Origin of the sequence: Actinomyces sp. ICM47, from assembly GCF_905369875.1 — a bacterium.
Taxonomy (GTDB): Bacteria; Actinomycetota; Actinomycetes; order Actinomycetales; family Actinomycetaceae; genus Pauljensenia.
In genome coordinates, this window is sequence record NZ_CAJPJE010000020.1 from 1 (window position 1) to 26,019 (window position 26,019).

General features: G+C 64.3%; 24 protein-coding genes. 8 read left to right on the forward strand and 16 right to left on the reverse strand.

Annotation, left to right across the window (positions count from 1 at the left end):
* Positions 1-310: 310 nt before the first annotated feature.
* The 5 genes from nrdE to QZ149_RS05530 all read right to left on the reverse strand — a co-directional run bounded on the left by nrdE (position 311) and on the right by QZ149_RS05530 (position 5,498).
* Positions 311-2,467 carry a class 1b ribonucleoside-diphosphate reductase subunit alpha gene (gene nrdE / locus QZ149_RS05510; RefSeq protein WP_291450293.1) on the reverse strand — a complete coding sequence of 719 codons (2,157 nt, stop codon included), beginning with the start codon at positions 2,465-2,467 and terminating at the stop codon, positions 311-313.
* The gene (nrdI, locus tag QZ149_RS05515) at positions 2,437-2,853 is read right to left on the reverse strand and encodes a class Ib ribonucleoside-diphosphate reductase assembly flavoprotein NrdI (protein WP_291450294.1); all 417 of its coding nucleotides are present in this window, start codon (positions 2,851-2,853) and stop codon (positions 2,437-2,439) included. The genes nrdE and nrdI overlap by 31 nt, the downstream gene beginning before the upstream one ends.
* Before the next feature lie 301 nt (positions 2,854-3,154).
* Complete coding sequence (gene nrdH / locus QZ149_RS05520) at positions 3,155-3,400, reverse strand: glutaredoxin-like protein NrdH (RefSeq protein WP_009648163.1); 246 nt, start codon at positions 3,398-3,400, stop codon at positions 3,155-3,157.
* A 546-nt stretch (positions 3,401-3,946) separates the two neighbouring features.
* On the reverse strand, positions 3,947-4,879 hold the full coding sequence (locus tag QZ149_RS05525) for a patatin family protein (RefSeq protein ID WP_291450296.1): 933 nt from the start codon (positions 4,877-4,879) through the stop codon (positions 3,947-3,949).
* Positions 4,880-4,907: 28 nt separating this feature from the next.
* Positions 4,908-5,498 carry a GtrA family protein gene (locus tag QZ149_RS05530; RefSeq protein WP_291450297.1) on the reverse strand — a complete coding sequence of 197 codons (591 nt, stop codon included), beginning with the start codon at positions 5,496-5,498 and terminating at the stop codon, positions 4,908-4,910.
* A 94-nt stretch (positions 5,499-5,592) separates the two neighbouring features.
* On the opposite strand from QZ149_RS05530, the gene QZ149_RS05535 reads away from it, so the two are divergent.
* Positions 5,593-7,977, forward strand: coding sequence for a prolyl oligopeptidase family serine peptidase (locus tag QZ149_RS05535; protein WP_291450300.1), 2,385 nt, complete (start codon positions 5,593-5,595; stop codon positions 7,975-7,977).
* A 133-nt stretch (positions 7,978-8,110) separates the two neighbouring features.
* On the opposite strand, the gene QZ149_RS05540 is transcribed toward QZ149_RS05535, so the two are convergent.
* The 3 genes from QZ149_RS05540 to QZ149_RS05550 all read right to left on the reverse strand — a co-directional run bounded on the left by QZ149_RS05540 (position 8,111) and on the right by QZ149_RS05550 (position 11,399).
* Positions 8,111-9,349: a hypothetical protein gene (locus QZ149_RS05540; RefSeq protein ID WP_291450301.1), complete on the reverse strand. Its 1,239-nt coding sequence runs from the start codon at positions 9,347-9,349 to the stop codon at positions 8,111-8,113.
* 180 nt (positions 9,350-9,529) lie between these two features.
* A complete protein-coding gene (locus QZ149_RS05545; RefSeq protein WP_291450302.1) occupies positions 9,530-9,829 on the reverse strand; it encodes a hypothetical protein in 300 nt (99 codons plus the stop codon).
* A gap of 229 nt (positions 9,830-10,058) precedes the next feature.
* Positions 10,059-11,399: a hypothetical protein gene (locus QZ149_RS05550; RefSeq protein ID WP_291450303.1), complete on the reverse strand. Its 1,341-nt coding sequence runs from the start codon at positions 11,397-11,399 to the stop codon at positions 10,059-10,061.
* A gap of 130 nt (positions 11,400-11,529) precedes the next feature.
* Here QZ149_RS05550 and QZ149_RS05555 point away from each other — a divergent pair, with 130 nt between their 5' ends.
* Positions 11,530-12,570 (forward strand): ribonuclease H, encoded by a 1,041-nt coding sequence (locus tag QZ149_RS05555; RefSeq protein WP_291450304.1) that lies wholly within the window; start codon positions 11,530-11,532, stop codon positions 12,568-12,570.
* A 585-nt stretch (positions 12,571-13,155) separates the two neighbouring features.
* Here the strand turns inward: QZ149_RS05555 and QZ149_RS05560 are convergent.
* The 4 genes from QZ149_RS05560 to QZ149_RS05575 form a co-directional block, all read right to left on the reverse strand.
* The gene (locus tag QZ149_RS05560; protein ID WP_291450305.1) at positions 13,156-13,923 is read right to left on the reverse strand and encodes an amino acid ABC transporter ATP-binding protein; all 768 of its coding nucleotides are present in this window, start codon (positions 13,921-13,923) and stop codon (positions 13,156-13,158) included.
* Entirely contained in the window at positions 13,911-14,588 is a 678-nt protein-coding gene (locus tag QZ149_RS05565) for an amino acid ABC transporter permease (RefSeq protein WP_009648159.1), read from the reverse strand. Before QZ149_RS05565 ends, QZ149_RS05560 begins: the two co-directional genes overlap by 13 nt.
* Positions 14,569-15,228 (reverse strand): amino acid ABC transporter permease, encoded by a 660-nt coding sequence (locus QZ149_RS05570; protein WP_291450306.1) that lies wholly within the window; start codon positions 15,226-15,228, stop codon positions 14,569-14,571. The genes QZ149_RS05565 and QZ149_RS05570 overlap by 20 nt, the downstream gene beginning before the upstream one ends.
* A gap of 149 nt (positions 15,229-15,377) precedes the next feature.
* A complete protein-coding gene (locus QZ149_RS05575) occupies positions 15,378-16,274 on the reverse strand; it encodes a cysteine ABC transporter substrate-binding protein (protein WP_291450308.1) in 897 nt (298 codons plus the stop codon).
* Between the two features lie 247 nt (positions 16,275-16,521).
* Between QZ149_RS05575 and QZ149_RS05580 the strand changes: the two genes are divergently transcribed.
* The 4 genes from QZ149_RS05580 (at position 16,522) to QZ149_RS05595 (ending at position 19,658) form a co-directional block, all read left to right on the forward strand.
* Positions 16,522-17,310: an AzlC family ABC transporter permease gene (locus QZ149_RS05580; protein ID WP_291450309.1), complete on the forward strand. Its 789-nt coding sequence runs from the start codon at positions 16,522-16,524 to the stop codon at positions 17,308-17,310.
* Positions 17,307-17,636, forward strand: coding sequence for an AzlD domain-containing protein (locus QZ149_RS05585; protein WP_291450310.1), 330 nt, complete (start codon positions 17,307-17,309; stop codon positions 17,634-17,636). Before QZ149_RS05580 ends, QZ149_RS05585 begins: the two co-directional genes overlap by 4 nt.
* Positions 17,637-17,781: 145 nt before the next feature.
* Positions 17,782-19,092 (forward strand): alpha/beta fold hydrolase, encoded by a 1,311-nt coding sequence (locus QZ149_RS05590; protein WP_291450311.1) that lies wholly within the window; start codon positions 17,782-17,784, stop codon positions 19,090-19,092.
* Between the two features lie 59 nt (positions 19,093-19,151).
* Positions 19,152-19,658 (forward strand): peptidase S9, encoded by a 507-nt coding sequence (locus QZ149_RS05595; RefSeq protein ID WP_291450313.1) that lies wholly within the window; start codon positions 19,152-19,154, stop codon positions 19,656-19,658.
* A gap of 147 nt (positions 19,659-19,805) precedes the next feature.
* Here QZ149_RS05595 and QZ149_RS05600 read toward each other — a convergent pair whose 3' ends face one another.
* The 4 genes from QZ149_RS05600 to QZ149_RS05615 are packed head-to-tail and all read right to left on the reverse strand — an operon-like array spanning position 19,806 to position 23,298.
* Complete coding sequence (locus tag QZ149_RS05600) at positions 19,806-20,885, reverse strand: tetratricopeptide repeat protein (RefSeq protein WP_291450314.1); 1,080 nt, start codon at positions 20,883-20,885, stop codon at positions 19,806-19,808.
* 39 nt (positions 20,886-20,924) lie between these two features.
* Positions 20,925-22,280: an AAA family ATPase gene (locus QZ149_RS05605; RefSeq protein ID WP_291450316.1), complete on the reverse strand. Its 1,356-nt coding sequence runs from the start codon at positions 22,278-22,280 to the stop codon at positions 20,925-20,927.
* Between the two features lie 59 nt (positions 22,281-22,339).
* Positions 22,340-22,666 (reverse strand): ABC transporter permease, encoded by a 327-nt coding sequence (locus tag QZ149_RS05610; protein WP_291450319.1) that lies wholly within the window; start codon positions 22,664-22,666, stop codon positions 22,340-22,342.
* The gene (locus QZ149_RS05615) at positions 22,651-23,298 is read right to left on the reverse strand and encodes a hypothetical protein (protein WP_291450321.1); all 648 of its coding nucleotides are present in this window, start codon (positions 23,296-23,298) and stop codon (positions 22,651-22,653) included. The genes QZ149_RS05610 and QZ149_RS05615 overlap by 16 nt, the downstream gene beginning before the upstream one ends.
* Positions 23,299-23,506: 208 nt before the next feature.
* On the opposite strand from QZ149_RS05615, the gene nrdF reads away from it, so the two are divergent.
* Both nrdF and QZ149_RS05625 read left to right on the forward strand, forming a co-directional pair.
* On the forward strand, positions 23,507-24,469 hold the full coding sequence (gene nrdF / locus QZ149_RS05620) for a class 1b ribonucleoside-diphosphate reductase subunit beta (RefSeq protein WP_291450322.1): 963 nt from the start codon (positions 23,507-23,509) through the stop codon (positions 24,467-24,469).
* An 848-nt stretch (positions 24,470-25,317) separates the two neighbouring features.
* Entirely contained in the window at positions 25,318-26,019 is a 702-nt protein-coding gene (locus tag QZ149_RS05625; RefSeq protein WP_291450323.1) for a DUF3662 and FHA domain-containing protein, read from the forward strand.

A 26,019-nucleotide genomic window follows, 5' to 3' on the forward strand; every position in this document is an offset into this window, starting at 1 on the left:
GCACCATACGCAGGCTGAGAACCGTACGCCGCCTGAGCGCCGTACATACCCTGCTGGTCGTAGCCGCCTTGGCCCCCGACGCCGCCGCCGTAGGGATTCATGGGATCGCTCATCGCTTACTCCGGGAAGATGTGAGGGGATTTACCTCCCACATCATACGAGTAGCTTTCCAAAAATCCGAATAGACGGCGAGGCTCACACACACCAAACCTGTATATTTCCCGCGGACCGCGCCCCGGCCTCGTCCCTGACAAAACGGTGCGGGGGCCGGTTTCCCGACCCCCGCACCACCCGACAAACGGGCGTCACGTCACAGCATGCAGGACACGCAGCCCTCAACCGCCGTGCCCTCCAAGGCCATCTGGCGCAGGCGCATGTAGTACAGAGTCTTGATGCCCTTCCTCCACGCGTAAATGTAGAACTTGTTCAGATCACGCGTCGTCACCGTGTCCGGGTAGAACAACGTGAGCGACAGGCCCTGATCCACGTGCTGGGTGGCCACCGCGTAGGTGTCGATGATCTTCTCCGGGCCGATCTCGTACGCGTCCTGGTAGTACTCCAGGTTCTCGTTCGTCATGTACGGTGCCGGGTAGTAGACGCGGCCGATCTTGCCTTCTTTGCGGATCTCCACGCGGGACACGATCGGGTGAATCGACGACGTCGAATTGTTGATGTACGAGATAGAACCCGTCGGCGGAACCGCCTGCAGGTTCTGGTTGTACATGCCGTACGTGGCGACGTCGGCAGCCAGGGCCTCCCAGTCCGCCTGGGTCGGGACCTTGATGGACGAGGCGGCGAGCAGCTCGCGGCACTTGTCCGTAGCGGGTGCCCACTCCTCGTCGATGTACTTGCGGAAGAACTCGCCGGACGCGTACTTCGAGTCCTCGAAGCCCTCGAAGCGCTCACCGCGCTCGCGCGCGATTGTGCACGAGGCCTTGATGGCCTCGAACAGAACCGTCATGAAGTACATGTTCGTGAAGTCGAGCGCCTCCTCGGACCCGTAGTGCACGTGCTCGCGCGCCAGGTACCCGTGCAGGTTCATCTGGCCCAGGCCAATCGCATGGCTCATCGCGTTGCCGCGCGCAATCGACGGCACCGAGCCGATGTCCGACAGGTCGGACACAGCCGTCAGGCCGCGAATCGCCATCTCAATCGTCTTAGAAAAATCCGGAGAATCCATGGTCTTCGCGATGTTAAGCGAACCCAGATTGCAGGAGATGTCCTTGCCGACGTGCGAGTACGACAGGTCATCGTTGTAGGTCGAGGCCTCGGACACCTGCAGGATCTCCGAGCACAGGTTCGACATGGTGATGCGACCCTTGATCGGGTTCGCCTTGTTCACCGTGTCCTCGAAGACAATGTAGGGGTAGCCGGACTCGAACTGGATCTCAGCGATCGTCTGGAAGAAACGACGCGCGTTGATCTTCTTCTTGTGGATACGACCGTCGTCCACCATCTCGTGATACTTCTCCGTCACCGAAATCTCGGAGAAGGGCACGCCGTACACGCGCTCCACGTCGTAGGGGCTGAACAGGTACATGTCCTCGTTCTTGCGCGCCAGCTCGAACGTAATGTCCGGGATGACAACGCCCAGGGACAGCGTCTTGATACGGATCTTCTCGTCCGCGTTCTCACGCTTGGTGTCGAGGAACTGCATGATGTCCGGGTGGTGCGCGTGCAGGTACACGGCACCCGCTCCCTGACGCGCGCCCAGCTGGTTCGCGTAGGAGAAAGAGTCCTCGAGCAGCTTCATGACGGGCACGACGCCGCTGGACTGGTTCTGGATCTTCTTGATCGGGGCACCCGACTCACGCAGGTTCGTCAGCTGCAGGGCGACGCCACCGCCGCGCTTGGACAGCTGCAACGCAGAGTTGATGCCGCGCGCGATCGACTCCATGTTGTCCTCAATGCGCAGCAGGAAGCAGGACACCAGCTCGCCGCGCGCCGCCTTGCCAGCGTTGAGGAACGTCGGGGTGGCCGGCTGGAAGCGGCCCGTCATGATCTCGTCAACGAAGCTGCGAGCCAGCTCGATGTCGCCGCGCGCCAGGTACAGAGACACCATGGCAACGCGATCCTCGAAGCGCTCCAGGTAGCGCTTCCCGTCGAACGTCTTGAGCGTGTACGACGTGTAGTACTTGAACGCGCCCAGGAACGTCGGGAAGCGGAACTTGTGGGCGTAGGCCTGCTTATACAGCGCCTTAATATCCGCGAAGTCGTACTGATCCAGGACGTGCTGCTCGTAGTAGCCCTCATCCACCAGGTACTTCAGCTTCTCCTCCAGATCATGGAAGAACACCGTGTTCTGGTTGACGTGCTGCAGGAAGTACTGGCGAGCGGCCTTACGGTCCGCGTCGAACTGGATGCGTCCGTCCGCATCGTACAGGTTAAGCTGCGCGTTCAGCGCGTGGTAGTCCAGCTCCGGGGAGAGAGCTTCCTCTACGCCTGTGTCGGTGTAGTTTTCTGCCAAAACTGTTCCAGTCCTTCGCGAACTCTGGAGACATCCTCAGGCGTGCCAAGGAGCTCGAACTTATACATGTGGGGAACCCCCAGCTTGGCCGCGATGATGTCGCCCGCGATGCAGTAGGCCTTGCCGAAGTTGGTATTGCCCGACGAGATGACACCCCTACACAGGGCACGATTCTCGGGATTATTGAGGAACTTGATGACCTGCTTAGGAACCGCGCCTTTAATATTGCCGCCCCCGTAGGTCGGCACGATCAGCACGTACTCCTCGCGCACGCGCAGCGGCTCATCCTTGGGGCGCAACGGGATCCGCGCAGCCGGGAGGCCAAGCTTTTCAACAAAACGGCGGGTGTTGCCCGTCGCCGACGAGAAGTAGACGACGCTGCCCATGATGTTCCTTCCGACTTGTCGGGACGGTGAGCTTCTAGTGTCTCACTGACGAGGCCTGGGCGCGGTGACGTGGGGGCGTGTCCCCTTGTGGGATCATTGACGCAGCAGCAGGCCTCATGAGCGCGCCCGGATGGGGCAGGTGTGCTAGCCACACTGGTCAGGCATTTCCCCTGGTCACACGGCTTGTCGCATTCCTCACCACGCGACCCGTATCTGTGCGTTTACGCGGGGTTGCCTCGGCCTCGTCCCTACCCGGACATGTGAAAGCCCCGGCCGAGTGGCCGGGGCTTGTCGACGCGCCTCAGGCCGACATCGCCAGGGCTGCGGCGGCGATGGCCTTGATGCGGTCAGGGCGGAAGCCGGACCAGTGGTCCTCGCCGGCCACGACGACGGGGGCCTGCTGGTAGCCGAGACCCTTGATGAAGGCGAGGGATTCTGCGTCCTGGGTGACGTCGATCTTCTCGTAGGAGATGCCCTGCTTGTCGAGGGCGCGGTAGGTCGCGTCGCACTGCGGGCAGCGGGGCTTGGAGTAGACGGTGATCGACATATTCGTGTCTCCTTGCGGCTTGGGGCCGGACGTTGCTTACCTAATTGACTCTCTGGCGGCTCGTTCGCCGCGAACACCACAACACTACACCTTGGGGCCATCCTCGCAACCGACCCCTAGATGTTGTGTGCACCGCCTCGACTGTGGACAAGGGGCGCACACCTGTGGACAGAGCGAGCACTCAGGATCACACCCCTTGATCACACGCTTGACGCACCCCTGACAAAGGCCCTCGCAGATGCGCGCAAACACGTGGGTTTTCGCCTCACCAAGCAGGTAAAACGAGAGTCCTCCAGAGGCCCCAGCACCCTGTGTGCACTGTGGACAGGATCGTCACCATGCTGTGCATAACCCGCCCCCAACCATATGAATCGTGTTACGCATCACCATCAATGAGAGGGGTCTTGGGCGTGTCGCACCCCCGCATCTAGGGGTCGTTGGCAGATAAGCGCCCCTAGATGTAGGGGTTGGGCGCTATCTCGATCGAATGCTCGACATGCCGCGGAAAGCTGCGCGGGGCACGCGCCACGGGGAATCCAGAAACCCCTACAGCCCCAGGAAGGCCTTGATCGTGGGCATTTCGCGCACGGCCTGGACCAGGCCAGCACGGTAGGTGGCTTCCAGGCGTTCGCGCCGAGACTCGGTGTTATTGATCCACAAGTTGTCGGGCGCGAACACGTAGGCCTGGCCTCGTTCCTCGAGTTCGAAGAGGAACTTACGCCCGGCGTTGTAGCGGTCGGGGCGCTGTGCCACGCCTTCAAAGACAGACGGGAACTGGCGGTATGCGGCGCGCAGGAGCGCGCCGACACTGGCGGGCATGGGGGCCTTGACGTAGTCGCGGGGGCGCGTGAGGACGACGAGGAGCTTGCGGTAGCCTTCGCGCAGCGGCTGGTCGAAGGGGAGCCCACCGTTGGGGCCGAGCGCGCCATCGACGTAGGTGTCGCCGTCGATTTCGACGGGTGGCATGAGGATCGGCAGCGTGGAGGAGGCCCGGACGATGGGACCGAGCGCGTCCAGCGTGCTCATTTCCTCCTTGGAGAACCAGCATTCTTCACCGCGCGAGGCATTGAAAGTGGCGACGCGCGTGGTGGCCGGGTTTGCCAGGAATGTATCCATGTTGAAGGGCAAGACACCGTCGGGGTAGCAGATCTGCTGGTAGATGTACTCGGCATTGAAGTAGCCGTGTCCCTTACGGAAGTGCTTGAGGCCACCGAATTCAGGATCTTCGACGAGGTCGACGAAGGTCGCGTGGGAGCGGATCGCGTCGCGGGAGGTGAAGTTGCACAGGTGACTGGATCCAGCGGACACACCGGAAATATGGGGGAAGTTGATACCTTCGGCGATGAGTCGGCTCACGAGCGCGGCCGTGTAGGCGTTGCGCATGCCGCCGCCTTCGAACACGAGGGCGGTGTCGTCGATGGTGACCATCGTGGCGATGGATTCTTCGGGGGTCGGATAGTGTTCTACCGTTTCCTTCACGTTTCGACCCTACCGCCGGGCGTCAAACCTACGCGCGCGTACGTCCGGTGAAGACCACGTAGTGATAAAAGAAGAATCGGAATGCGGTGCCAAGCACAAATCCGACGACGTAGACGGCGATGTTGTCGGCCAGCGCCGAGGTGAGTCCCAGGATGTAGTGCGTGAACAGCAGGCAGAACTGCGAGATAGCGATACCGCAGATGTTGGCGACGAAGAAGAGGATGGCTTCGCGGGTGGCGTTGTCCCGGGTGCGACCGCGGTAGGTCCACAGGCGGTTGGCGATCCACGAGTAGAGCGTGGCGGTCGCGGCTGCGATGAATTGCGCGGCGTTGGGGTGGCCGGCGAGGACGCCGAGCGGCCCGTGTTGGAGGAGGTTGAACAGCCCCATATCGACGATGAACGCGGTCGCTCCGACGAGTCCGAATTGGATGAATTCGCGCGTCCAGGCCAGGGTACGCTGGGCGATGGACGAGGCCGGGGCGGCTCCCTCGTTCACGTGTCCTGGAGTGCCGGGCTGGGGACGAGACGCGGGCGGGTCCGCGAGCGCCGCGGGTTCGAGCGCCGGGGCCGCGGGTTCGAGCGCGGCAGCGGATCCGCGCGGGCGTTGTTCGTCGTTCACTCCCCTAGTGTCGCATGCCCGCGCATGCGCTTCTACCGTCGGTTCAGTATGTCGGCATCGCCATGCCGCCGCTCCGCAGGTCGCCGCCTCTAAGATGGTCCCCATGACTGAGACGATCCCGCGAGAGGCACCCCAGGCCTCGCCAAACACTCCCCCGGTAGCCCCGAAACGTTATGGATATCGGGTGCGCGACCAGTTCGGACAGCATTTTGATGACCCGTGGGATTGGTTGCGCGACGGCGATAACCCCGAGGTCCGCGCGCACCTGGAGGCGGAGAACGCGTGGGCGGACGCGGTGACCGAGCCGACGCGCGAGGCGGCAGCGTGCCTCGTGGAGGAGGTCAAGGCCTCCACGGCTCTCACTGACGTGACGGTTCCGATCCGCGAGGGCGAGTTCTGGTACTTCCGGCGTTTCGCGGAGGGCCAGTCGTACGCGACGCACCACCGTGCGCCGGTCGAGCGCGACGAGGCCGGGGTTCCGGTCCCGCTCGTCCCCTCTCCGGGTGTACCCACGCGGGGCGAGGAGCTCCTCGTCGATGAGAACGAGTGGGCGCGCGGGCATGAGTTTTTCCGCCTGGCGGACCTGTACCCGTCCCCGGATGGGCGACTGATCGCGTGGGCGCGGGACACGAGCGGGGATGAGCGCTACACGTGGGTCGTGCAGGAGGCGTCGGGGCGCGTCATTGACGAGGCTGTTGTGGACGCCGGATATGGCTTCGCGTGGGCGGATGATTCCGCTTCCTTTATCTACATGGGCGTGGACGACGCGTGGCGCGCGTGCGACGTGTGGTTGCACCGCGTGGGCACGCCTCGCGATGCCGACGAGCTGCTGCTGGTCGAGCCGGACGAGGGCTTCGAGATGGGGTTCGCACCGTCGGGTTTCCCGGGGCACGTCGTCATTCATTCGTCGTCGTCGACCGCGGGCCGCGCGTGGCTGTGGCTGCCCGCCCACCCGTCCGTGCGCCCGCTGCCGCTCATGTCGGTACGCCCCCGCACGCTGGTGTCGGCGGAATCGGCCGGCGACCGCCTGTTCATCGTGCATACGGGGCTGACGCAGGAGGGTTCGCTCGCGCAGGCGATGCTGCCCGCAGGGGGTTTACCCGAGGCCTTGGCACAGTTGGGCATGACGTCCTCCCCCGCGTACAGCCGCCAGGCGCTGGCGGATCGCGCGCCGGGCACTCCCCTGCCGGAGGACGAACCCGCGCCCCTCGCCCCGTTCGAGTCGTGGGAGCCGCTTCGCAGCCCCGGACCCGGCGAGCGCATCACCGACGTCGAGGCCCACGCAGATTACGTGGCACTCTCGCTTCGTTCGGGTTCGCTCACGCAGATCGACGTATGGGACCGCCGCGAGGAAAAGCCCACGTGGCGGCGCGTCGAAGTGGACGCCCCGGTACGCACGATCACGACTGTGCCGACCCCGTGGGAGGATCCGCTGCGCGTGGAGTTCCAGTCACAGACCGTGCCGCCCACGGTCGCCGAGGTTTCTCTGCCGGACCCGGACCCGGCCCCGGCCTCGTCCCCCGAGAACACGCACCCCGAGGACACAAGCGAGACCGCGGCCCTTGCCGTGCGGACCCTGCGCACCCGCGAGGCACCCGGCTGGGACCCCGCCGAGTACGTCGAGGAGCGCGTGTGGGTGCTCGCGCGCGACGGCGCAACCCGCATCCCCGTCACCCTCATCCACCACCGCGACGCGCGCCCGGACGGCACGCACGCGGGCTGGCAGATCGGGTACGGCTCGTACGAGGTCAGCTACGACCCAGAGTTCGAGACCCTGCGCCTGCCGATCCTGCGCCGCACCGTCTACGCGATCGCGCACGTGCGCGGCGGCGGCGAGATGGGCCGCGCCTGGTACGAGGACGGCAAGGAGCTGGTCAAGGAACACACCTTCACAGACTTCATTGACGTGGCCGACTGGCTGATCGACTCCGGGTGGGTCGCACCCGGCCGCCTGGTCGCGGAGGGCCGCAGCGCCGGCGGCCTCCTCATGGGCGCGGTCACCAACGCCGCCCCCGATCGCTTCCGCGCAGTCCTGGCGGGCGTGCCCTTCGTGGACGCGCTCACGACGATCCTGGATCCGACCCTGCCGCTCACCGTCGGCGAGTGGGAGGAGTGGGGCAATCCGCTCACCTCGCGCGCCGTGTTCGACGCGATGAGCCGCTACACGCCGTACGAGAACGTGCCCGACGGCGTGCTCCTGCCCGCGATCATGGCAACGACCTCGGTCAACGACACGCGCGTCGAGTTCGTCGAACCCACCAAGTGGGTGCAGCGCCTGCGCGAGGCCACCGGCCAGGTGCCCTCCACGGACGAGGCCGGGGCCGGGTCTGTTCCCGCGCGCGACCCGCGTGAACGTCCGATCATCCTGCGCACCGAGATGGTCGCCGGGCACGCCGGTCCGTCCGGGCGCGAGGGCCGGTGGGCGGCGCGCTGCGAGGAGTTCGCCTTCGCGCTGGGCCAGGTGGGCGTCACGCTGTAGACGGTGATGCTGTTCGCGAGCGCTCGGCGCCCGTGAACAACAGACGCCAGTGGGGGCGGTCTTCGTTGGAAGACCGCCCCCACTGTCGTGCCGCGCACGATGCGGCGTGGCTGTGCTGCGTTACTGCGCCGCGTTACTGCGCGCCGCCGTCCCAGCCGGGGCGCAGCGCGAAGGACTGAATGTCCATCTGCCCCGTGAGAGCCGTCCCCTTGAGGTAGCGGCCGAGGTCTGATGTCGTGAACAGTTCCCTCTGTTCTTCCCCGTCCCATGGCCTGTAGAACAGGGTGACGACACGATCATCGCCGCGATCCTCAAGTGCATACACACCGGTCGCAGACACCTGGAACACCGTCGAATGGTCACGGCTCCGCGAGGGAATAGAAAACAGGTAACGTCCCTGCCCACTGGTCACGTCGACCGCGAAAGCGTCACCGTTTGCACTGATGAACCTGTACTCATTACCCACCTGGATCCCCTCATACAGATGGATCGTGCGTTCTTCATTCAGTTCTATGGCACTTCCCTCCGCATCGACTACGGGAATGATCGTGCGCTGGCCCGTGGATAGGTCCCACCGCTGGAGAACCATCGTTCCCACATTCGCATCGAGTCCGTTATCACGCGAAGCGTTGGGGTAGGTCGCCTGGAAACTCGGCATCGTCACCACATCGCCCTCACAGGAGAACATGTTCTGTCCCGACGTCAGCCCATCGATCATCGGTGCGACCGCAAGAACCGGCGGTACATCACCGTCATGATCCGTAAGCTGAACAACGACCGCCATATTCTCCGGTACTTCACCGTCATTCGACTGCGCGGAATATGCCTCAAAAGCCGCTAATGCAACAGACGGAGCCAGCTTCGTATCAGTGATCGACACGATACGAGACCCACACTGCCCGTTATTCTGAAAAATACCGGCGTTAGCTACCGATGTCAGCGTCCCCCCAGTGCCTAATACGTCGACGGTTTGTTGTCCTTGAAGGACAAAGAGCGCCCCCACATCTTCGTTCGGAAACTCATAGCGCTGCAGCTCGTATGGTTTCGATGTTTCACGCGTGAAACGCGTTGTCCCCTCATCTGTCGTGAGGTACTCATAGGTCGCGGTCCCGTATGTGACGCCACGAGGCGACCAGAGAACAGATGCCCCCTCCATGGCACCTGCGGTGCCGACAATTCCAGTCCCATCATCATGCAAGAAGGCGATATAACCTTCACGCATGCGATAGCCCGTCTTATCTGCCGAGTCTCCATTGCTGATGCGCACGACGATGTTCGCTTCGCCCGTACTGACCTGCTCAATCGAGACGACACGAATATCCCCACCTGCTGAACACGACACACAAAGTAACGCAGCAAGAGCGATCACCATGCATGTCACCGCATTTCTCACCATTAGCAATTTACCAAATAGTCTTGTAATTATAGGGTAATGACCCGACAGTAAGATCCCTGGGATAAACTCCCATACCACCATTACCATCAATATCAGTCCCCGTCGCCCTCACATAAGCAAACCAGACCAGCTGCGAACAATTCAATCGATGAGGATTCATTCCTTACCCCGAACACCTGATCCGTGCTCTGAAATCCCCGACCGGCGTTGAACAGTCTGATTGTCACGAGCCTGTTCCAGAGCATCTTCAAGCACAGTACGCACATCCTGTCCCGACTCAGCCGACCACTCGCGCGCACCTGCGAGGATGTCATCGACGCCCATACCCGGCACATATGCCTGGATCTGACGCGCAAGCTCCTCCTCAGTCTGCCCAGCGGCATACCCAGCAGATGGGAGGGACACAACCAGCAAAGCAGCGGCCACCATCGCAAAAAATCTCGATTTGTAGCTCATGATTCTCATCCAATCTCATCATTGAAACGAACGATGCAATCAGCACCACGAGATAAATGTACAGAATTCTGTGGCTACATTTCAACGATTTACCATATCTGACAAGCAGCCCGGCACACGCTACATGCGCGACTATGACACCACACCCAACCACATCCGCCACACCGACCACGAGGCGTTACGCCGGCCTCGCCCCTCCCAGACGAGTGGAGCGGACAGGGATCTTGCGTTACTGCGCGCCGCCGTCCCAGCCGGGGCGCAGCGCAAAGGACTGAATGTCGAGTGCACCCGTCACAACACCCTCCCTGAGGTACCCCGCCAGATCCCGTGTCGTGAAGATGTCACGCCACTGCCCGCCTTCCCACGGCCTGTACGAGAGCGTCACGACGCGGTCAGCGCGGCGATCCTTGAGCGCGTAGACACCACTCTCACTCACCTGGAACGTCGCCAGGTAGCCATCCGGCCCATACGTCGGCGCATCAAGCGAAAACAAGTAACGCCCCTGGCCACTCGCCGGGTCGACGGCGAAAGCATCTCCACCCCACGACACGAACCTGTACTCATTGCCCACGCGGATTGCCTCATAGTCAGAGACCCCCTGACCTTCATCCAAATCGATAGGGTTTCCGGCCTCGTCAACCACGGGAACAATCGTGCGCTGCCCCGCAGACAGATCCCACCGCTGAAGAACCATGCCTCTCCACTCGCTCTCCACGCCACTGGGCGAGGCGTCGTCCTCGTCCTCCCGCACGCTCGGCATCGTGATGACATCCCCCTCACAGTCGAACATACGCTGTCGCGACGACAAGCCATCGATCATCGGCGCGACCGCGAGAACTGGAGGAGTGTCGCCATCATGGTCAGTGAGCTGAACGACCACCATCAGAGCCTCCGGAACACTGCCACCCGACTGGGCAGCGTAAGCCTCGAAAGCTGCCGACCTAATACTCTCGGAGCGCACGGTGTCCGTGATCGCCAAGATCCGCGACCCACACTGGCCGACGTCACCGCGCACGCCTGCATTGTCGACACTCGACGTGCTTCCATCGGAGCGCACGGAGTCAACCCGATACCCCGCGCCCTCCTCTTTCACGACGGCGAGTGTTCCGCCGGAAAGCTCGTAGCGCTGAACATCCTCATCACGCACATATCTGCGCGCAACCTGCTGCGTTCCGCTCTCCGTCGTCACGTAGTCATGGCTCGACGAACCAAAAAAGACACCACGATCACTCCAGAGCACGTCCCCGTCGACCACCTCGTCAACGGACGCCACCTGGCCTCGCCCCTGGGCATCGAGGAGCACGATCCAGCCGTCATAGTACGGCTCATCCTGGGCCACCGTCGTCCATCCGCGCCCGATCCGCAGCGCGATCACCGCATCGCTCGTCGTCAGAAAACTGACGGGCCTTCGGGTCACACCCCCGTGAAACGCACAGCTCCACGCGAGCACAGCAACCGAGAGCACGACGACGAGGAGCGCCCATCGGCGAGCACGCCTCGGCCTCGTCGGACCACCGTGCACTTTCCCATCGGCACTCGTCTGGCGCTGCTCGCCCAGGCGATCCCCCATGCCCGTTATCCCTCTCGTCGCGGCAGCGGGCGAGGCCACGCCCACCCCAGAGTGTAGGTCACCGACCCTACCCGGCCCCGGCCTCGTCCCTCTTCCGATCAGGCACGTGCGATGCCGATAGGATGAGGGCATGACGATTACGGCGGCGGCAGACGGTTCTTCCCTCGGCAATCCCGGGCCCGCGGGGTGGGCCTGGTACGTGGACGAGGACACGTGGGACGCGGGCGGCTGGCCGAAGGGCACCAACAACTTGGGTGAGCTGACCGCCATCCTGCGCCTGCTCGAGGCCACGGCCGAGACCGGCGAAGAGCTGCACATCCTTGCCGACTCGCAGTACGCGATCAACGTTGTGTCCAAGTGGCGACTCGGCTGGAAGAAGCGCGGCTGGACGAAGGCCGACAAGAAGCCCATCAAGAACCTGGAGCTGATCCAGGAGATCGACCGGGCCATGGAAGGGCGCCGCGTCACCTTTGAATGGGTCAAGGGCCACGCGGGCCACCGCATGAACGAGCGCGCCGACGACCTCGCGCGAGGGTGCGCCGAGGCCTACCAGGCCGGGCGTACACCCAAGCCGGGCCCGGGGTTCGGGGGAGGTGCAAGCGGGTCGCGCGGCTCTGCGTCGGCAGGCCAGGAACCCGGGCGCGCTACCTCTGCGTCCGCTGCGCCCGCGTCGGTCGAGCCGCACGACGAGGCCACCATCTCTGACGCACCGACGAACGCGTCACGCGACGCCACCACTGACGAGGCCACCACGTCGACGTTCCGTTCTCATCCCAGCGTTTTCTCCACCCCCACAGAGGCGAGCGAGCCTGCGGAGGCGGCCCCGACCTCGTCCGTGAGCACTCCGACCATCGAGGATGCTCTCGCCCGCGAGCGCGAGTTCATCCTGGCGTGGACCGGCGGCGACGAGCGGGCGCTGGCGACAATGATGGACGAGCGCACGACGCGCATCTGGCCGGGTGGAGGCGCGACCACAACGCTGGGGGGTCCGTCTCCTGCCTCGCCGTCCATCGGCCGCATTGACGTGCACGATGTGGGCGGAGCGTTCCTGGCACGCTACCGGGTGCGTTGGGAGGGCGGCGCGTCGCTGGAATCCAGCGTGTGGGCACCGGCAACCTCTGGCGAGGCACGTCTGGTCATGGTGCACCACCAGTCGACGCTGATCGGCTGAGAGCGGGTCATCGCGGGCAGGTGTTCGCGGGCGTGCACCGCTTGCAGGCACGGGGCGCGTTAGATAATCCCGCGGGGCACCGGGCCACAGCGCGGAGATTACGTCTCGACAGCCAGCCGCACGCGTCCCGGCCCAACCCAGCCCCTCACGCGGATAGGTTGCTCGCATGCGGATAGGTTATGCACACGCGGATAGGTTATTAAGGTATCCGCATCGTCGTAACCTATCCGTATCTTCGTAACCTATCCGCATAGCTGTTTCCAATCCGCCCGCCCCAACGATCACCTGCGCGACGCTGCACCAGTTAGGGAGCATTACACCACCTCCTATCTGGTGTAATACCCGACTAAGTGGTGTAACACCACTTAAGAACAAGCCCAAACGCGGAACACCCCAACCGAGCGTGCCACAGGGCCATGCTGCGGTGCCCGTGGGCGGCGGCAGGGCCTGGCCGGGCTTCGAGATCGATCACTCCGAGCCGAAGGCTCGCGTGTGGCGATCTCGCGGGCGGGCCGCCGCCCACGGGCGCACCACGCATCCCGACCCAGCAAGGCCACCCACGGGCAGCAACAAGCAGACAAGCCCTTAGAGCTTGGCGCCCTCGAAGCTGAAGATGTCGAGGAACTTGCGCGCGCGATCCGAGGACGGGTCCGCGAAGAACTTGCGCGGCGGGTCGACCTCGACGATGCGTCCCTCGTCCATGAAGACGATGCGGTCGGCGATCGCGCGGGCGAAGCCCATCTCGTGGGTGACGATGAGCATCGTCATGCCGGTGCGCGCCAGCTCGAGGACGACGTCGAGGACCTCGCGCACCATTTCCGGGTCGAGGGAGGCGGTGACCTCGTCGAGGAGGAGGATCTCGGGGTTCATCATGAGGGCGCGCACGATGGCGACGCGCTGGCGTTGACCGCCGGAGAGCTGGCGCGGGTAGTCGTCGGCCCGGTCCGCCAGGCCGACGCGTTCGAGCAGTTTCAGCGCCCGCGCGCTCGCGTCGGCGCGCGATTCTCCGGCGACGAGGCCGGGGGCGAGCGTCAGGTTCCCCATGACGGTGAGGTGGGGGAAGAGCTCGTAGGACTGGAAGACCATGCCGATGCGGCGGCGCACCTCGGGCCAGGAGACACCGGGCGCGGCTAGGTCGGTCCCGTCGAAGAGGATCTGCCCGGAGTTGATGGGCTCGAGGCCGTTGATCGTACGCAGGAGCGTGGACTTGCCGCAGCCGGAGGGGCCGATGATGACGACGACTTCACCGTCGGCGACGTCGAGGGAGACGCCGCGCAGGGCGTGGTGTCCGCCGGGGTAGGTCTTGTCGAGGTCGACGAGGCGCAGCTGCGGGTCGGAGGTCAGTTCTGCCATGTTTTCTCCATGTGGCGTGAGAGGAGCGAGATAGGCCAGCAGATGAGGAAGTACAGCGCGAAGATCAGGCCGTAGATCCACAGCGAGGCGGTGGGATAGTTGAAGCGGTTGGCGTCGATGATCTGCTGTCCGACTTTGAGGACTTCGACGACGCCAATGAGGACGACGAGGGAGGTCGTCTTGATCATGCGGGTGATGAGGTTGACGGCCGGGGGTGCGAGCCTGCGCAGTGTTTGCGGCAGGATGACGCGGCGCATGGTCTGCTTCGGGGTGAGTCCCAGAGCGTAGGCGGACTCGTACTGGTGGCGAGGGATCGCGATGAGCGCGCCTCGTACGAGGTCGCCCATTTCGGCGCCGCCCCACAGGGTGAAGACGAGGACGGACGCGGTGATGCCATCCAGGTTGATCCCCGCGACGCGCGTGAGTCCGAAGTAAGCGACAAAGAGGAGGACGATCTGGGGCATGATGCGCACGAACTCGAGGTAGAGCTGCATGAGCCAGCGCAGGGCTCGCCAGCGTGAGCGCATGCCGAGGCCGACGAATACGCCGAGAATCAGTGACAGCACGACGGACAGCGCGGAGATGCCGACGGTGACGCCGAGGCCCTCGAGGATGCGCACGAGGTTGCGGCCTTCGAAGATGACGTTAATTCCCAAATCCGCCACAGCGCACCTTCTTTTCGATGAGTCGGGCCGCGATGGACACGGGCAGGAGGATCACCAGGTAGGCGAGGACCAGGAGGATCAGCGCTTCGGAGGTGTTGTAGGACATGCCGATGAGGTCTTTCGCGACGTACACGAGGTCAGGCAGGGCGACGACCGAGACGACGGATGTTTCCTTGATGAGGAAGATGACGTTAGCGGCCAGCGGCGGCACGGAGGTCGCGATGGCTTGAGGGAGGGCGACGTGACGCAGCGTCTGGGTGCGCGTGAGGCCGAGCGCCGACGCGGACTCCCACTGAATGGTGGCGATCGAGTCGAGTCCGGAGCGCAGGGCCTCGGCCATGTAGGCACCGCCCAGGAAGATGAGGCCCACGATCGCGCAGGTCTCGCCGCTCCACTTGACGCCCACGCGCGGCAGGCCGAAGTAGATGAAGAAGAGTTGCACGAGCAGGGGCGTGTTACGTGACAGTTCGACGTAGGCGGCGGCGATCTGGGTGGCGACGGGGATCCGGTAGTGCCGGATCGCAGCCACGAGGAGGCCGAGCGCGAGGGAGCCAACGATACCGATAGCCGCGATCTTCAGGGTGAGGATCGCTGCGTCGACGTAGAGGGGCGCGTATCGCGCCAGAATCTCGTAATTCATATGCACACGAAGGGACGAGGCCGTAGCCGCGCGGAGCGATCGAAGCGACGTTCGGCCCTAAGATTGAGGGTCTAGACGAGGCCGTAGCCGCGCGGAGCGATCACCTGCGGTGGGTGGACCCGTCAGGGGGCCACGGCCTCGTGCCTGCATTAGTTGGTGGAGGTGGTGTCCACGCCGCCTTCGACGACCAGGTCATCGGCGGTCGCAGCGTCACCGTAGACGGGGGCGAGGGTCTGCTCGTAGTCCTTGTGGAAGAAGTTTTCCTGGCCGAGGTCCACGAGTTCGTTGTTCAGCCAGTCGAGGAGGGCGGTGTTGCCTTTCTTGACGGCGGCCGCGATGTAGCTGGTGTCGCCCAGGCTCTTGATGCCGACGCTGAAGCCGGGATGCTGGATCGCCCAGGCGATGACCTCGGTGTTGTCGGTGGAGAAGGCGTCGCCGCGGCCGTCCTCGAGGGCCTGGTAGGCGTCGGAGTACTGGTCGTACTTCTGGAGCTTGACCTCGGGGTGGTTGGCCTCGAAGTAGGCTTCGGCGGTCGTGCCCTTGGTGACGATGAGGGTCTTGCCGGCCAGCTGGCTCACGTCGGTGATTTCGGCCGAGGTGGGCGAGACGACGCCGAGGGAGACCTTGAAGTAGGGGTTCGCGAAGTCGACCTTTTCGGCGCGCTCGGGCGTGACGGTGAAGTTCGCGAGGGTGATGTCAACCTTGTTGGAGGCGAGGACCTCGGTGCGGGCGGCGGCATCGACGGGGACGTACTTGGCGGTGACACCCAGGTCAGCGGCGATGCAGTCGCCGTAGACGACGTCGTAGCCGGCGGGCTTGCCGTTGGCGTCGATGTAGCCGAAGGGGGCCTTGTCCGAGAAGATGCCGATGACGATCTCGCCGGCTTCCTTGATCTGCTCGGGGCTGCGGTCACCGACCTGCGAACCCGAGGAGGATGAGGATCCTGCACCGCCGGAACATGCAGCCATGCCAAGAGCTGCGAGCACGGCGACGGCGGCCGTGGCGAGTCGACGGAATGGCGTTGTGCGTGCGTTCGTGGCGCTCATGTGGGCTCCTGATCTGCGGGTTTGATTGAACGATGCCGAGGTGCATACTTGGCGTTGGTAACGATGTTTCCACCGCGAGCGTGCATATGCGAGGGGCGTTTCCAATTTTGAAACTATGTGACAAACAGATGACCTATCAATCCGCAGGATTCCGCGCCAGGACCTAGGACCCAGAAAAACGTGAAAACCGTCATGCTATGGTGCGCCCGCTCGCAATTGGCTGGATCAGCGCGCAAAAATTGCACTCATGCCCAAGCTCCCGCGCACAGTGAACTTCCCCGTGCCGGCGAAGCCTACCCGCTACGAAATCATTGAAGGTCTGCGGATTACCGCGCCCGTTGCCGCCGGATACATCCCGCTAGGCCTCGCGTACGGCGTTCTCGTCATCCAGCTAGGTCTGCCGTGGTGGTTGGCTCCAGCGCTATCCCTGTCCGCCTACTCGGGGTCGGCCGAGCTACTCGTCGTCACCCTGGCAGCGCAGAATACGCCGCTGGCCGTCATCGCGGTGACGATGCTGCTGGTGAACTTCCGCCTCCTGTTTTTCGCTTTTTCGTTCCCGTTGCACGTCATTGAGGGCCGTGTCGCGCGCCTCTTCTCGATGTACGCCCTCGTGGACGAGGCCTACGCGCTGACCGCCGCCCGACCGAACGGGTGGACGAAGCCTCGACTGTTGGCGATGCAGGTTCTCTTCAACCTGACGTGGGTGACCTCGAGCCTCGTGGGCGTGTCCGCGGGCTCGTTGATCCCCACGCAGATTGAGGGCCTCGACTTCGCGCTGACGGCCCTGTTCATCACGCTGACCCTGGACGCGGCGCGCACGAGCCGCGCACTACCCTCGGTCCTCCTGGCCGGCGCATCCTTCGCGGTGGCCATGGTGGTGGCACCGACGCAACGCCTCTTAGTGGCACTCCTGCTATTCGTCGCGTGTCTCGTGGGGCGTCACATCCTCCATCGCCGAGGTATCCTCCGCTCCCCTGAATCTGCCGCCTCGGCCGATGGGCAGGGGCAGGCGACTCCCGAAGGGGGTGCACAGTGACTCCGACGCTGGGCTACCTGCTGGCGCTCCTGGTGATCGTCTTCGTTATCGACTTTACGTTGCGCGCTCTGCCGTTCAAGATCCTCGAGCCGCTGCGCGATTCGCGTTTCGTCTCCGACATGGCGGTGTGGATGCCGCCGGGCATCATGCTAATCCTGGTGCTCTCGACTCTCTCGCAAAGCGCGCAGGCGGCGGGCGGACGCTGGTGGGCGGCGCTGGTGGCGACTGGCGTGACGGTCGCGGTACACCTGCTGTCCGGTCGCAAGCTCCTGTGGAGCGTCGGTGTCGGCACGCTCGCCTACATCGCGCTGCTGAACTGGCTCTGACCCGCGCGGGCGGATAGGGCGGACCGCCGCCCACGGGCGCATCAAGCAGCCCGGCTCGACAGCACCCAAAACCCGAGGGCAACAAGCGGCAGCTGGAATCATGCGAGGGCAACGGCACTACACCAAAACCGCTACCATTGTGTCCATGCACACAGAGTCGTACATTCACCACGGTCACACGGTTTACGAGCATCGCCTTGCAGTCCCGTTGGATCACCTGCGCCCGGTCGGCGAGGATAATCCGACGATTGAGGTGTTTGCGCGCGAGATCGTGCGCAAGGGCCGCGAAGACTCCCCCTACGCGGTGTTCCTGCAGGGTGGCCCGGGCTACCCGAGCCCGCGTTTCGGCACGTTTAGCGGTGGATGGATGAATCGTCTCTTGCAGGATTACCGGGTGGTGCTCCTCGATCAACGAGGCACGGGCCAGTCGACCCGCATGGATGCCCAGGCGCTCTCTCACCTGGACACGGACGAGGAGAAGGCCGCGTACCTGCGCTACTTCCGTCAGGACCAGATCGTGTACGACGCGGAGGCGCTGCGCCGCAAGCTGTGCGGGGATGACCCGTGGACGACGCTCGGCCAGTCTTTCGGCGGCTTTATCACGACCTCGTACCTGTCGCTGGCTCCCCAGGGCTTGAAGGCCAGCCTGATCACGGGAGGCCTGCCCGGCCTCGTCCATGTGGATGACATCTACCGCCTGACGTATGAGCGTACGGCAGCGCGCAACCGCGCGTACTTTCGCCGCCATCCCGGGGACGAGCGCACGGTGCGCGAGCTGTGCGCGCATCTGGCGGACACAGAGGAGACGCTGCCGACGGGTGAGCGCCTATCCCCCGCGCGCTTGCGCATGATCGGCATGATGCTGGGCGGGCAGGGCAACACGGATCAGCTGCACTACCTGCTCGAGGGTCCGTGGACGTCGGTGCACGGCGAGCGCCGCCTGTCGTCCCAGTTCCTGGCGGCCATCGGCTCGCAGGTGGACGTCGCGCCCATCTACGGCGTGTTCCAGGAGTACATCTACGCGTGCGCGACGCCGTCTCTGGCGGGGACGGCGACGGCATGGGCGGCAGATCGACTGGCTGAGGAGATCCCGGGCTTCGCGAAGGACGCGGACCCGCTGGACGAGAGCGAGCCGTTCTACCTGACGGGCGAGCACTTCATGCGCCGCGTCTTCGACGAGGACCCGGGCCTGGCACCGCTGAAGGGCGTCGCCGAGATCCTCGCCTCGACGACGCAGGCCACCCCCGTGTACCTGCCGGACGTTCTGGCCGAGAACACGGTACCGGTAGCCGCTGCCGTGTACTACGATGACATGTTCGTGCCGCGCGAGCTGTCCCTGGACACGGGCGACCTGATCGGCGCCCACCACTACATCACGAACGAGTACCAGCACGACGGATCCGCCTATTCGGGCGGAAAAGTCGTCTCTCACCTGCTGGACCTGCTCGCGGACTGACCCGCGTGCATTCGACGCCCCCACCACCCGCTCAGCGACGCTCTTTGAAAGGACTGACCATGACCTCGCCGTGCTCCTGCCCCTGCCCCCTGAACCTCTCGATAACACCGACGCGCGCCGCAGGCCTCGCGGTCGGCACGGGGGCGACCGTTGCCTGGTACGCGCTGCCCGATGTCGTGCGCTCGCGCCCGCTGCGCGGCCTCATGAAGGTAGGTCTGCTCGGCGCGATGGGCTGGTCGTTGGTGTCGCTCATGCCCGAAGGAGACGAGCTACCCCCGTACGACGATGAGACGGATTGCTCGGAGGAAAAGACCGAGGATCCGCTCGATGGGGTCACGGAGGCGGAGCCGCGCGAGCTGGCTGTCCTGGCGGGCGCGGTACTGGGGTCGGCGGTCGTGACGGTGGCCGTGGAACGGTGGCTGTTCCGCCGCGGTGAGCGCCGCCGCGCCGCGGGCGTTCGTCTCGCTCACACGAGGCAGGGGCTGGCTCTCGGGGCCCTGGAGGCGGTTGCAACTGTGGCGACGCTCGCGGGCGAGGGACGGGGCAGCTGTCCGACCGGCGCATAGGCGTGCGACACCGGGCCTCACGAGGCCTGGGCGAGCAATGTGCGATCCGCGCGGCTGACGGCGCTCCGGTTTCGGGGTTCCGCGGCCGCGCGGGCGTGTGGGCACACCTTGGCGTGCGTCTTGCGCGGGGTCTGTGCTGCGCGCCCGTCAGCGCTGATACGTTCGAACGACCCGGACGGCTGCGTGTGCCAGGCCCCAGCCGCAGGCCATGATGAGAATCGGGAGACCCACGGCCGCCCACCACGACGAGGCCCGCCCAACGAGCGCCAAGACCGCCCAGATGAGCGGAGGCAGGGTCATCATGATGGTGGCCAGTGTCGCCATGATCGAGCTGATCGGGAGCTTTCCGTAGATCCTGATGAAGGCTGCACGGGGACTCATCCCGAGGGCTTTGCCGAGCTTCGCGGTGTCTGACCTGAAGGATCGGGCTACGCGAGACACAAAGATGAGGGAAGCAAGCAGACCGATCACGACGGCTACCGTGCGCAGGCCGACCGCGTACACCAGGCCGGCAAGGAGCCACGCGATAGCGTACCGAGTGGACACGTACGCACACGCGCTGAGCATGTTCCCGAAGACCATCCAGTTGAGTTGGAGCGCAACATCGCCCTGGTCGGGATCTGTGGCGAGGATGTCGGTGTAGAGTCGGGCGCTCTCATCGGCCTCGTCCTTTTGCTTGATCCGGGCGAGTGCCTTGCGCGCGTGAAGGTCGTCGGGTTCCATCTCGAGGATGCGCGCGTAGACCTGTTCGGCTTCCGGGGAGCGCTTATCTTGGAGGACATCCCCGAGGTTGCCCAGCACGTAGACGTCTTCCGGGGCTTGACGTGCGGCTTCACGCGCGACGGCTTCGGCTTCTTCTTTCCGACCGTTGCGCAAGAGGCTGATCGCATGAAGGGACTGGTACGGGACCCAGTCGGGATCGAGTTCGATCAGGCGTGACGTGTGCTGAAGGGCGGCCGCATCGTCCGGCTCGACGATGGCCAGCCAGAACAGCGCGGTATCGTTGTTGGGTTCTGCTTCGAGGGCTCGCCGCGCGCAAGCGTACGCCTCGTCCTTCTTGCCCAATCCCGCGAAGGCGTACGCGAGGAAACAGTTGACGGTCGCAACGAGAAGAGGGGTCGTCTGCGGGATCGTGACAAGGAGCTCGACGGCCTGTTCTTGTCGCCCAAGGTCGATGAGCGCCTGGGCGCGTTTAATCTGCTCATGGGCGGAGCTTTCGCCTGACATTGTGTCCTTTCGTCGGCAGGGGCAGACCTGGAAGGGCGGTCACAGCAGCTTATTGGCCTTCATGTAGGCGGCCAGGTCGTCGTATTGGCCGTCACGGTTGCCGTATTCGACGATATTGCGCGCCGATGCGAACCACGGACCCGCGCTGGGGCGCACCTGCTTGAGGGCGTTCGCAAAGTCCTGCATGGTCATCATGCGGACGGTGCCGGTGCGCAGGGAGTCCATCATGGCGAACTCGGCGGCACTGTCGACCAGGTGGGCCAGGTCCGCGCCGGTGAATCCGCTGGTCTGGCGCACGAGGACGCCCAGGTCGATCCCCTCCATGGGCCTGTCCTTCAGGTAGTGGTAGAGGATCGAGTGGCGCGCGGGCGCGTCGGGCGGCAGGACGGCGACGGATCGGTCAAAGCGCCCGGGCCTGCGCAGGGCGGGGTCGACGTCCCACGGCGTGTTAGTGGCGGCCAGGATGAACAGTCCTTCGTTGTCGGCACCGATGCCGTCCATTTCCATGAGGAGCTGGTTGGTGACGCCTCGCCACGCGGCGCTGGTGGATTGGCTGCGCTTCTGCCCGATGGCGTCGATCTCATCGAGGAAGAGGACGACGGGCGCGTGCCTGCGGGCGGTGACGAACAGGGAGTGGAGATTCGCTTCGGAGTTGCCGATGAACTGGTCGAGGATGTCGGTGAGGGTGACGTTGATAAAGGACGCACCGATCTCGCCGGCGAGCGCACGCGCGATGTAGGTTTTGCCGCATCCCGGAGGACCGTAGAGCATGAGGCCGCCCTTGAGGCTCTTGCCGTAGAGCCTGCGGAGCTCGGGGTTGCGCAGGGGTGCCAGGAACGCCATATTGAGGCGGTCTTTGACGTCTTGCATGCCGCCGACATCGGCCAGGGTGGAGGTGGCGGTTTCGACGTCCCACACGTCCTCGGCAGCGGGCGGTGCCTCGTTGTAGACGGGTTCGGCACCGTTGACGAAGGCGGGCGCGGGGCCGCCGACCTGTTCCTCGGCACTGCGCCAGTCGAAGCGCTGGGCCTCGCCTTCCTGGGTTGGCTTGGCGGACGAGGCCTGGGCGTCCTCTTCGGGTTCCCTGCCCGAGGCCTGGGTGGCCTGCGTGGGCACGCTCGGCTCGGGCGCAGCGGTGGTGGGCGCAGTCGGTGCGGGCGCAGCGGGGGGTGCCACGGCCTCGTGACCGGGGACGGGCACACCGAGTGCGGCCCGCATGAGGGCGGTGGCGCGTTCATTGGTCGGCTCGGACGCGAGGACGATACCGAGGTGGGGGACGGCGTCGGCACCTCGCCCGTCGGCGATCAGAAGTTCGGCGAGATGCAGGCGCAGAGGCGTGTCCCCAGGTCGCTCGGCAACGACGGCCGTGAGGGAGTCAATGAGGGGATTGGTCATGCCCGCAAGCCTACCGGTTGCTTGCCTCATCTCCGCCCCGAATGCGACGGTGGGCGGCTCTACCCGATACCGTTCATGAAAGCTATGAGGAAGAAGCCGGAGATGAGGGAGACACGCATGAAGAGGAAGATGCGGCCACCCAGCTCGGTGAATCGGGTGCACAAGCGCATGAAGGTCAGGCGCACGCCTCGCGGCAGGGTCCGGTTGAACGTGGCGATCTGGTGACCCACGTAGAAGTAGACGCTGACGACGGAGGCGACGTACAGCAGGAAGACTCCCCACTGGGCACCGGGAAAGACTCCACGGGCGACGAACAGGTAGAAGAGTCCGCAGCACAGGGCGGCGATGGCGGCACCCTTCCAGGCATTGGTCAGCACGGCGCGCACGCGACGCAGCATGGTGCGGTAGGCGGCGGCGACGGGGGCTGGATTTCGATCCGGTAGGAGGAGCGTCCCGCACCCTTGAGGGGGTGAGCCAGGGAGTCGAAGGCGATTCGCGCGTCATCGTTGTCGAGGTTGACTTTCTTGGCATGATGGAAAGCCCACTGCGCGGCGTCGGGGTTGACGGGTTCCCAGACGTGCCCGTAGGCCATGAGCAGCTCGACGTCCTTTTTGTAGGTGTCGGTGGCGAGGTCGGCGGGGCCACGGGCTTCCTCGTATCGCCCGAGGGCGACGAAAGCCAGGGCCAGTTCACGCGCAATCGCGGGGTTGGTGGGGTGGATGCGCGCGCCGGACGAGGCCGTGGCTGCGGCGTCGGCGATGAGGCCCTGGCGGCGCTGGGCTCTGGCCATGAGGGCGAAGGGGTCGGCCATGTCGTCGCCGTAGGAGTAGGCGCGCGTCGCGTATTCCTCGCACAGAGGGAACAGGCCGAGGCAGTCGGCGCAGGCGGCAGCCTGAATGTCGCGCCGGTAGCAGGCGTCTTCGCCGACCACGTCGAGGGCTTCGAGGATGCTCAGGGCCGCCCGGTAGTCGTGGGCGGCAATCGCGGCCTCAGCGTCGGCGAAGGTGGGCATCGTCATGCGGATAGGATACCGACCCCATGCTGCTGTGCATGACCTCGTCCACACAATCCCAGGATTCTGCGGTCCTGCGCGGCACGCAGGCACGATGCGCATTAAAACGCAATCACTACGTGCCCCCGATAAACACGCCCACAGGTATCCTGGTGGGAGCAGCGCGAGGCAATCCCGGCCTCGTCCGTCCATCACCGCACATAGAGGAGCTCCCATGGCGACCGAGCCCGTGTTCGAGGCCATCAACTGGAATAAGATCCAAGACGACAAGGACCTTGAGGTCTGGGATCGTCTGACGGGCAACTTCTGGCTGCCTGAGAAGATTCCGCTCTCCAACGACCTGCCGAGCTGGAAGACCCTCACCAAGGACGAGCAGCTCATGACGAACCGCGTGTTCACGGGCCTGACTCTGTTGGACACGCTGCAGGGCACGGTCGGCGCAGTGTCGCTGATCCCGGACGCGCGCACCCCGCACGAGGAGGCCGTCTACACGAACATCGCGTTCATGGAGTCGGTGCACGCCAAGTCCTATTCGTCGATCTTCTCCACCCTGCTGTCCACGGAGGAGATCAACGAGTCCTTCCGCTGGTCGAACGAGAACGCGGCCCTGCAGAAGAAGGCCGAGATCATCAAGTCGTACTACGACGGCGACGACCCAGAGAAGCGCAAGGCCGCCTCGACGATGCTCGAGTCCTTCCTGTTCTACTCGGGTTTCTACGCGCCCATGTACTGGAGCTCGCACGCCAAGCTGACGAACACGGCCGACCTGATCCGCCTCATCATCCGCGACGAGGCCGTCCACGGCTACTACATCGGCTACAAGTACCAGCTGGCCGTGAATGAGTCGAACGAGGAGCGCCAGGACGACCTGCGCGACTACACGTACTCGCTGCTGTACGAGCTTTACGAGAACGAAGAACAGTACACGGAGGACCTCTACGATCCGCTGGGTCTGACCGAGGACGTCAAGAAGTTCCTGCGCTACAACGCGAACAAGGCGCTCATGAACCTGGGGTACGAGGCCCTGTTCCCGCACGACGCGACCGACGTGAACCCCGCGATCCTGGCGGCCCTGAGCCCGAACGCGGACGAGAACCACGACTTCTTCTCGGGTTCCGGCTCGTCCTACGTGATGGGCGAGGTCGTGGACACCGAGGACGAGGACTGGGACTTCTGATCCTGCCGACTCACGGCCGGGCTGCGTGCAGCCCGGCCGTGTTGCATACGCATAGCCCAGCAGTGTCGTCCGGGGGTGCCGCAGCACAACGGGGTGTCCGCCGTACGATGGGCGACATCACAATGCGTGACTACTTGGCCAGCACATACTCCCTGCGGTGCATCCAGCCACATCCCGCGGCGAGGACGAGCAGGGGCACAGGCCTCGTTATTGGCGTTTCCATCGCTGGTCACGGTGATGCGGTAGGTGACAGTGATGCTATCGCATCATCCCATCATCAACCGCATCAAGGCTCTTGTTGAGGCGCAGGTTCGAGGCCTGCAGCTGGTTGGCGGAGGTGCAGGTGATTGGTAGAATTATGGGGCTGAACCGGGCACTTGCGCCCAACTACTGAGGTTTACTACCCTTCAGTTTTCCCCTCTAATTGACCCATGATCGACAACTTCTCCACAAGCCCTTACCGTTCCCCCAGTTAACTCCCCACACGAGCAAGTACGGACCCGCCCTCACCGCACCTCATCAAGAGGACGACAGTAGACTTAGACCACGCTCCAAGCGCAGACCAACATGACGCCCACCCACTCAGAACCCCACACATTGTTACCTCTCACACACTTAATGTCACACATGCAACATGCACATCATATGTCCCAGGCGCATCATGTCGGAGTATTCCCCGTCATGACGCGCATCTCGTCACGTAGATAGAGGGGCAGCCGATCGCGAACATCCCACTACTTACAACCACAGCACCACCCGCGGCAGTTAGACTGGGACCGGGAGCGGAATGGCTTCCGCACCGACCGTACGTCGCGCACACAGCGCGGGGGAATGAGGAGAGCACGACTATGAGTATCTTCGACCGCTTCGAGAATGCCGTGGAGAGGGGCGTCAATGGCGCCTTCTCACGCGTGTTCCGGTCGGGGATCAAGCCCGTGGACATCACCACGGCGATCCGCCGCGCCATGGACGATTCCGTCCAGGAGGTCTCCGCCTCGCGCATCATCGCAGCGAACCACTTCACCGTCTACGCCTCACGTGAAGACCTCTTCTCTCTCGAAGCCTCCCTCGACGTCCTCGCCGACGAGTTCGCCCAGCAGGCCACCGAGCACGCCTCCAACAACGACTACTCCCTCCTCGGTCCCGTCAGCATCGAATTCGTCGCCGACTCGACCGAAGTCGCCGGCACCCTGAAAGTCGCCGCCGAAAACCGCAGAGGTGCCGCAGCCCCCGCCACTGCCTCGTCTGCCTCCCCCGAACACCCCATCATCGACATCGACGGTGACAAGTGGCTGCTCACCGAACCCGTCACCGTCATCGGTCGCGGCTCCGAAGCCGACATCGTCGTCAATGACTCCGGCGTATCGCGCCGCCACCTCGAACTTCGCATCACCCCCACCGGAGTGATCGCGACCGACCTAGGTTCCACCAACGGATCCTTCGTCGAAGGCCATCGCATCGATGCAGCAACCCTGCTCGACGGCAACCAGATCGTTATCGGACGTACCAAGATCCTCTTCTGGACGCATCCTGACCAGAGCGGAGTTTAA

Bases quoted from the DNA above. Each gene is read 5' to 3' on its own strand.
- nrdI (WP_291450294.1), bottom strand. From the start codon at position 2,853: ATGGGCAGCGTCGTCTACTTCTCGTCGGCGACGGGCAACACCCGCCGT.
- nrdH (WP_009648163.1), bottom strand. From the start codon at position 3,400: ATGTCGATCACCGTCTACTCCAAGCCCCGCTGCCCGCAGTGCGACGCG.
- QZ149_RS05535 (WP_291450300.1), top strand. From the start codon at position 5,593: ATGGTCCCCATGACTGAGACGATCCCGCGAGAGGCACCCCAGGCCTCG.
- QZ149_RS05540 (WP_291450301.1), bottom strand. From the start codon at position 9,349: ATGGTGATCGCTCTTGCTGCGTTACTTTGTGTGTCGTGTTCAGCAGGT.
- QZ149_RS05545 (WP_291450302.1), bottom strand. From the start codon at position 9,829: ATGAGCTACAAATCGAGATTTTTTGCGATGGTGGCCGCTGCTTTGCTG.
- QZ149_RS05550 (WP_291450303.1), bottom strand. From the start codon at position 11,399: ATGGGGGATCGCCTGGGCGAGCAGCGCCAGACGAGTGCCGATGGGAAA.
- QZ149_RS05555 (WP_291450304.1), top strand. From the start codon at position 11,530: ATGACGATTACGGCGGCGGCAGACGGTTCTTCCCTCGGCAATCCCGGG.
- QZ149_RS05560 (WP_291450305.1), bottom strand. From the start codon at position 13,923: ATGGCAGAACTGACCTCCGACCCGCAGCTGCGCCTCGTCGACCTCGAC.
- QZ149_RS05570 (WP_291450306.1), bottom strand. From the start codon at position 15,228: ATGAATTACGAGATTCTGGCGCGATACGCGCCCCTCTACGTCGACGCA.
- QZ149_RS05575 (WP_291450308.1), bottom strand. From the start codon at position 16,274: ATGAGCGCCACGAACGCACGCACAACGCCATTCCGTCGACTCGCCACG.
- QZ149_RS05580 (WP_291450309.1), top strand. From the start codon at position 16,522: ATGCCCAAGCTCCCGCGCACAGTGAACTTCCCCGTGCCGGCGAAGCCT.
- QZ149_RS05590 (WP_291450311.1), top strand. From the start codon at position 17,782: ATGCACACAGAGTCGTACATTCACCACGGTCACACGGTTTACGAGCAT.
- QZ149_RS05595 (WP_291450313.1), top strand. From the start codon at position 19,152: ATGACCTCGCCGTGCTCCTGCCCCTGCCCCCTGAACCTCTCGATAACA.
- QZ149_RS05600 (WP_291450314.1), bottom strand. From the start codon at position 20,885: ATGTCAGGCGAAAGCTCCGCCCATGAGCAGATTAAACGCGCCCAGGCG.
- QZ149_RS05605 (WP_291450316.1), bottom strand. From the start codon at position 22,280: ATGACCAATCCCCTCATTGACTCCCTCACGGCCGTCGTTGCCGAGCGA.
- QZ149_RS05615 (WP_291450321.1), bottom strand. From the start codon at position 23,298: ATGACGATGCCCACCTTCGCCGACGCTGAGGCCGCGATTGCCGCCCAC.
- nrdF (WP_291450322.1), top strand. From the start codon at position 23,507: ATGGCGACCGAGCCCGTGTTCGAGGCCATCAACTGGAATAAGATCCAA.
- QZ149_RS05625 (WP_291450323.1), top strand. From the start codon at position 25,318: ATGAGTATCTTCGACCGCTTCGAGAATGCCGTGGAGAGGGGCGTCAAT.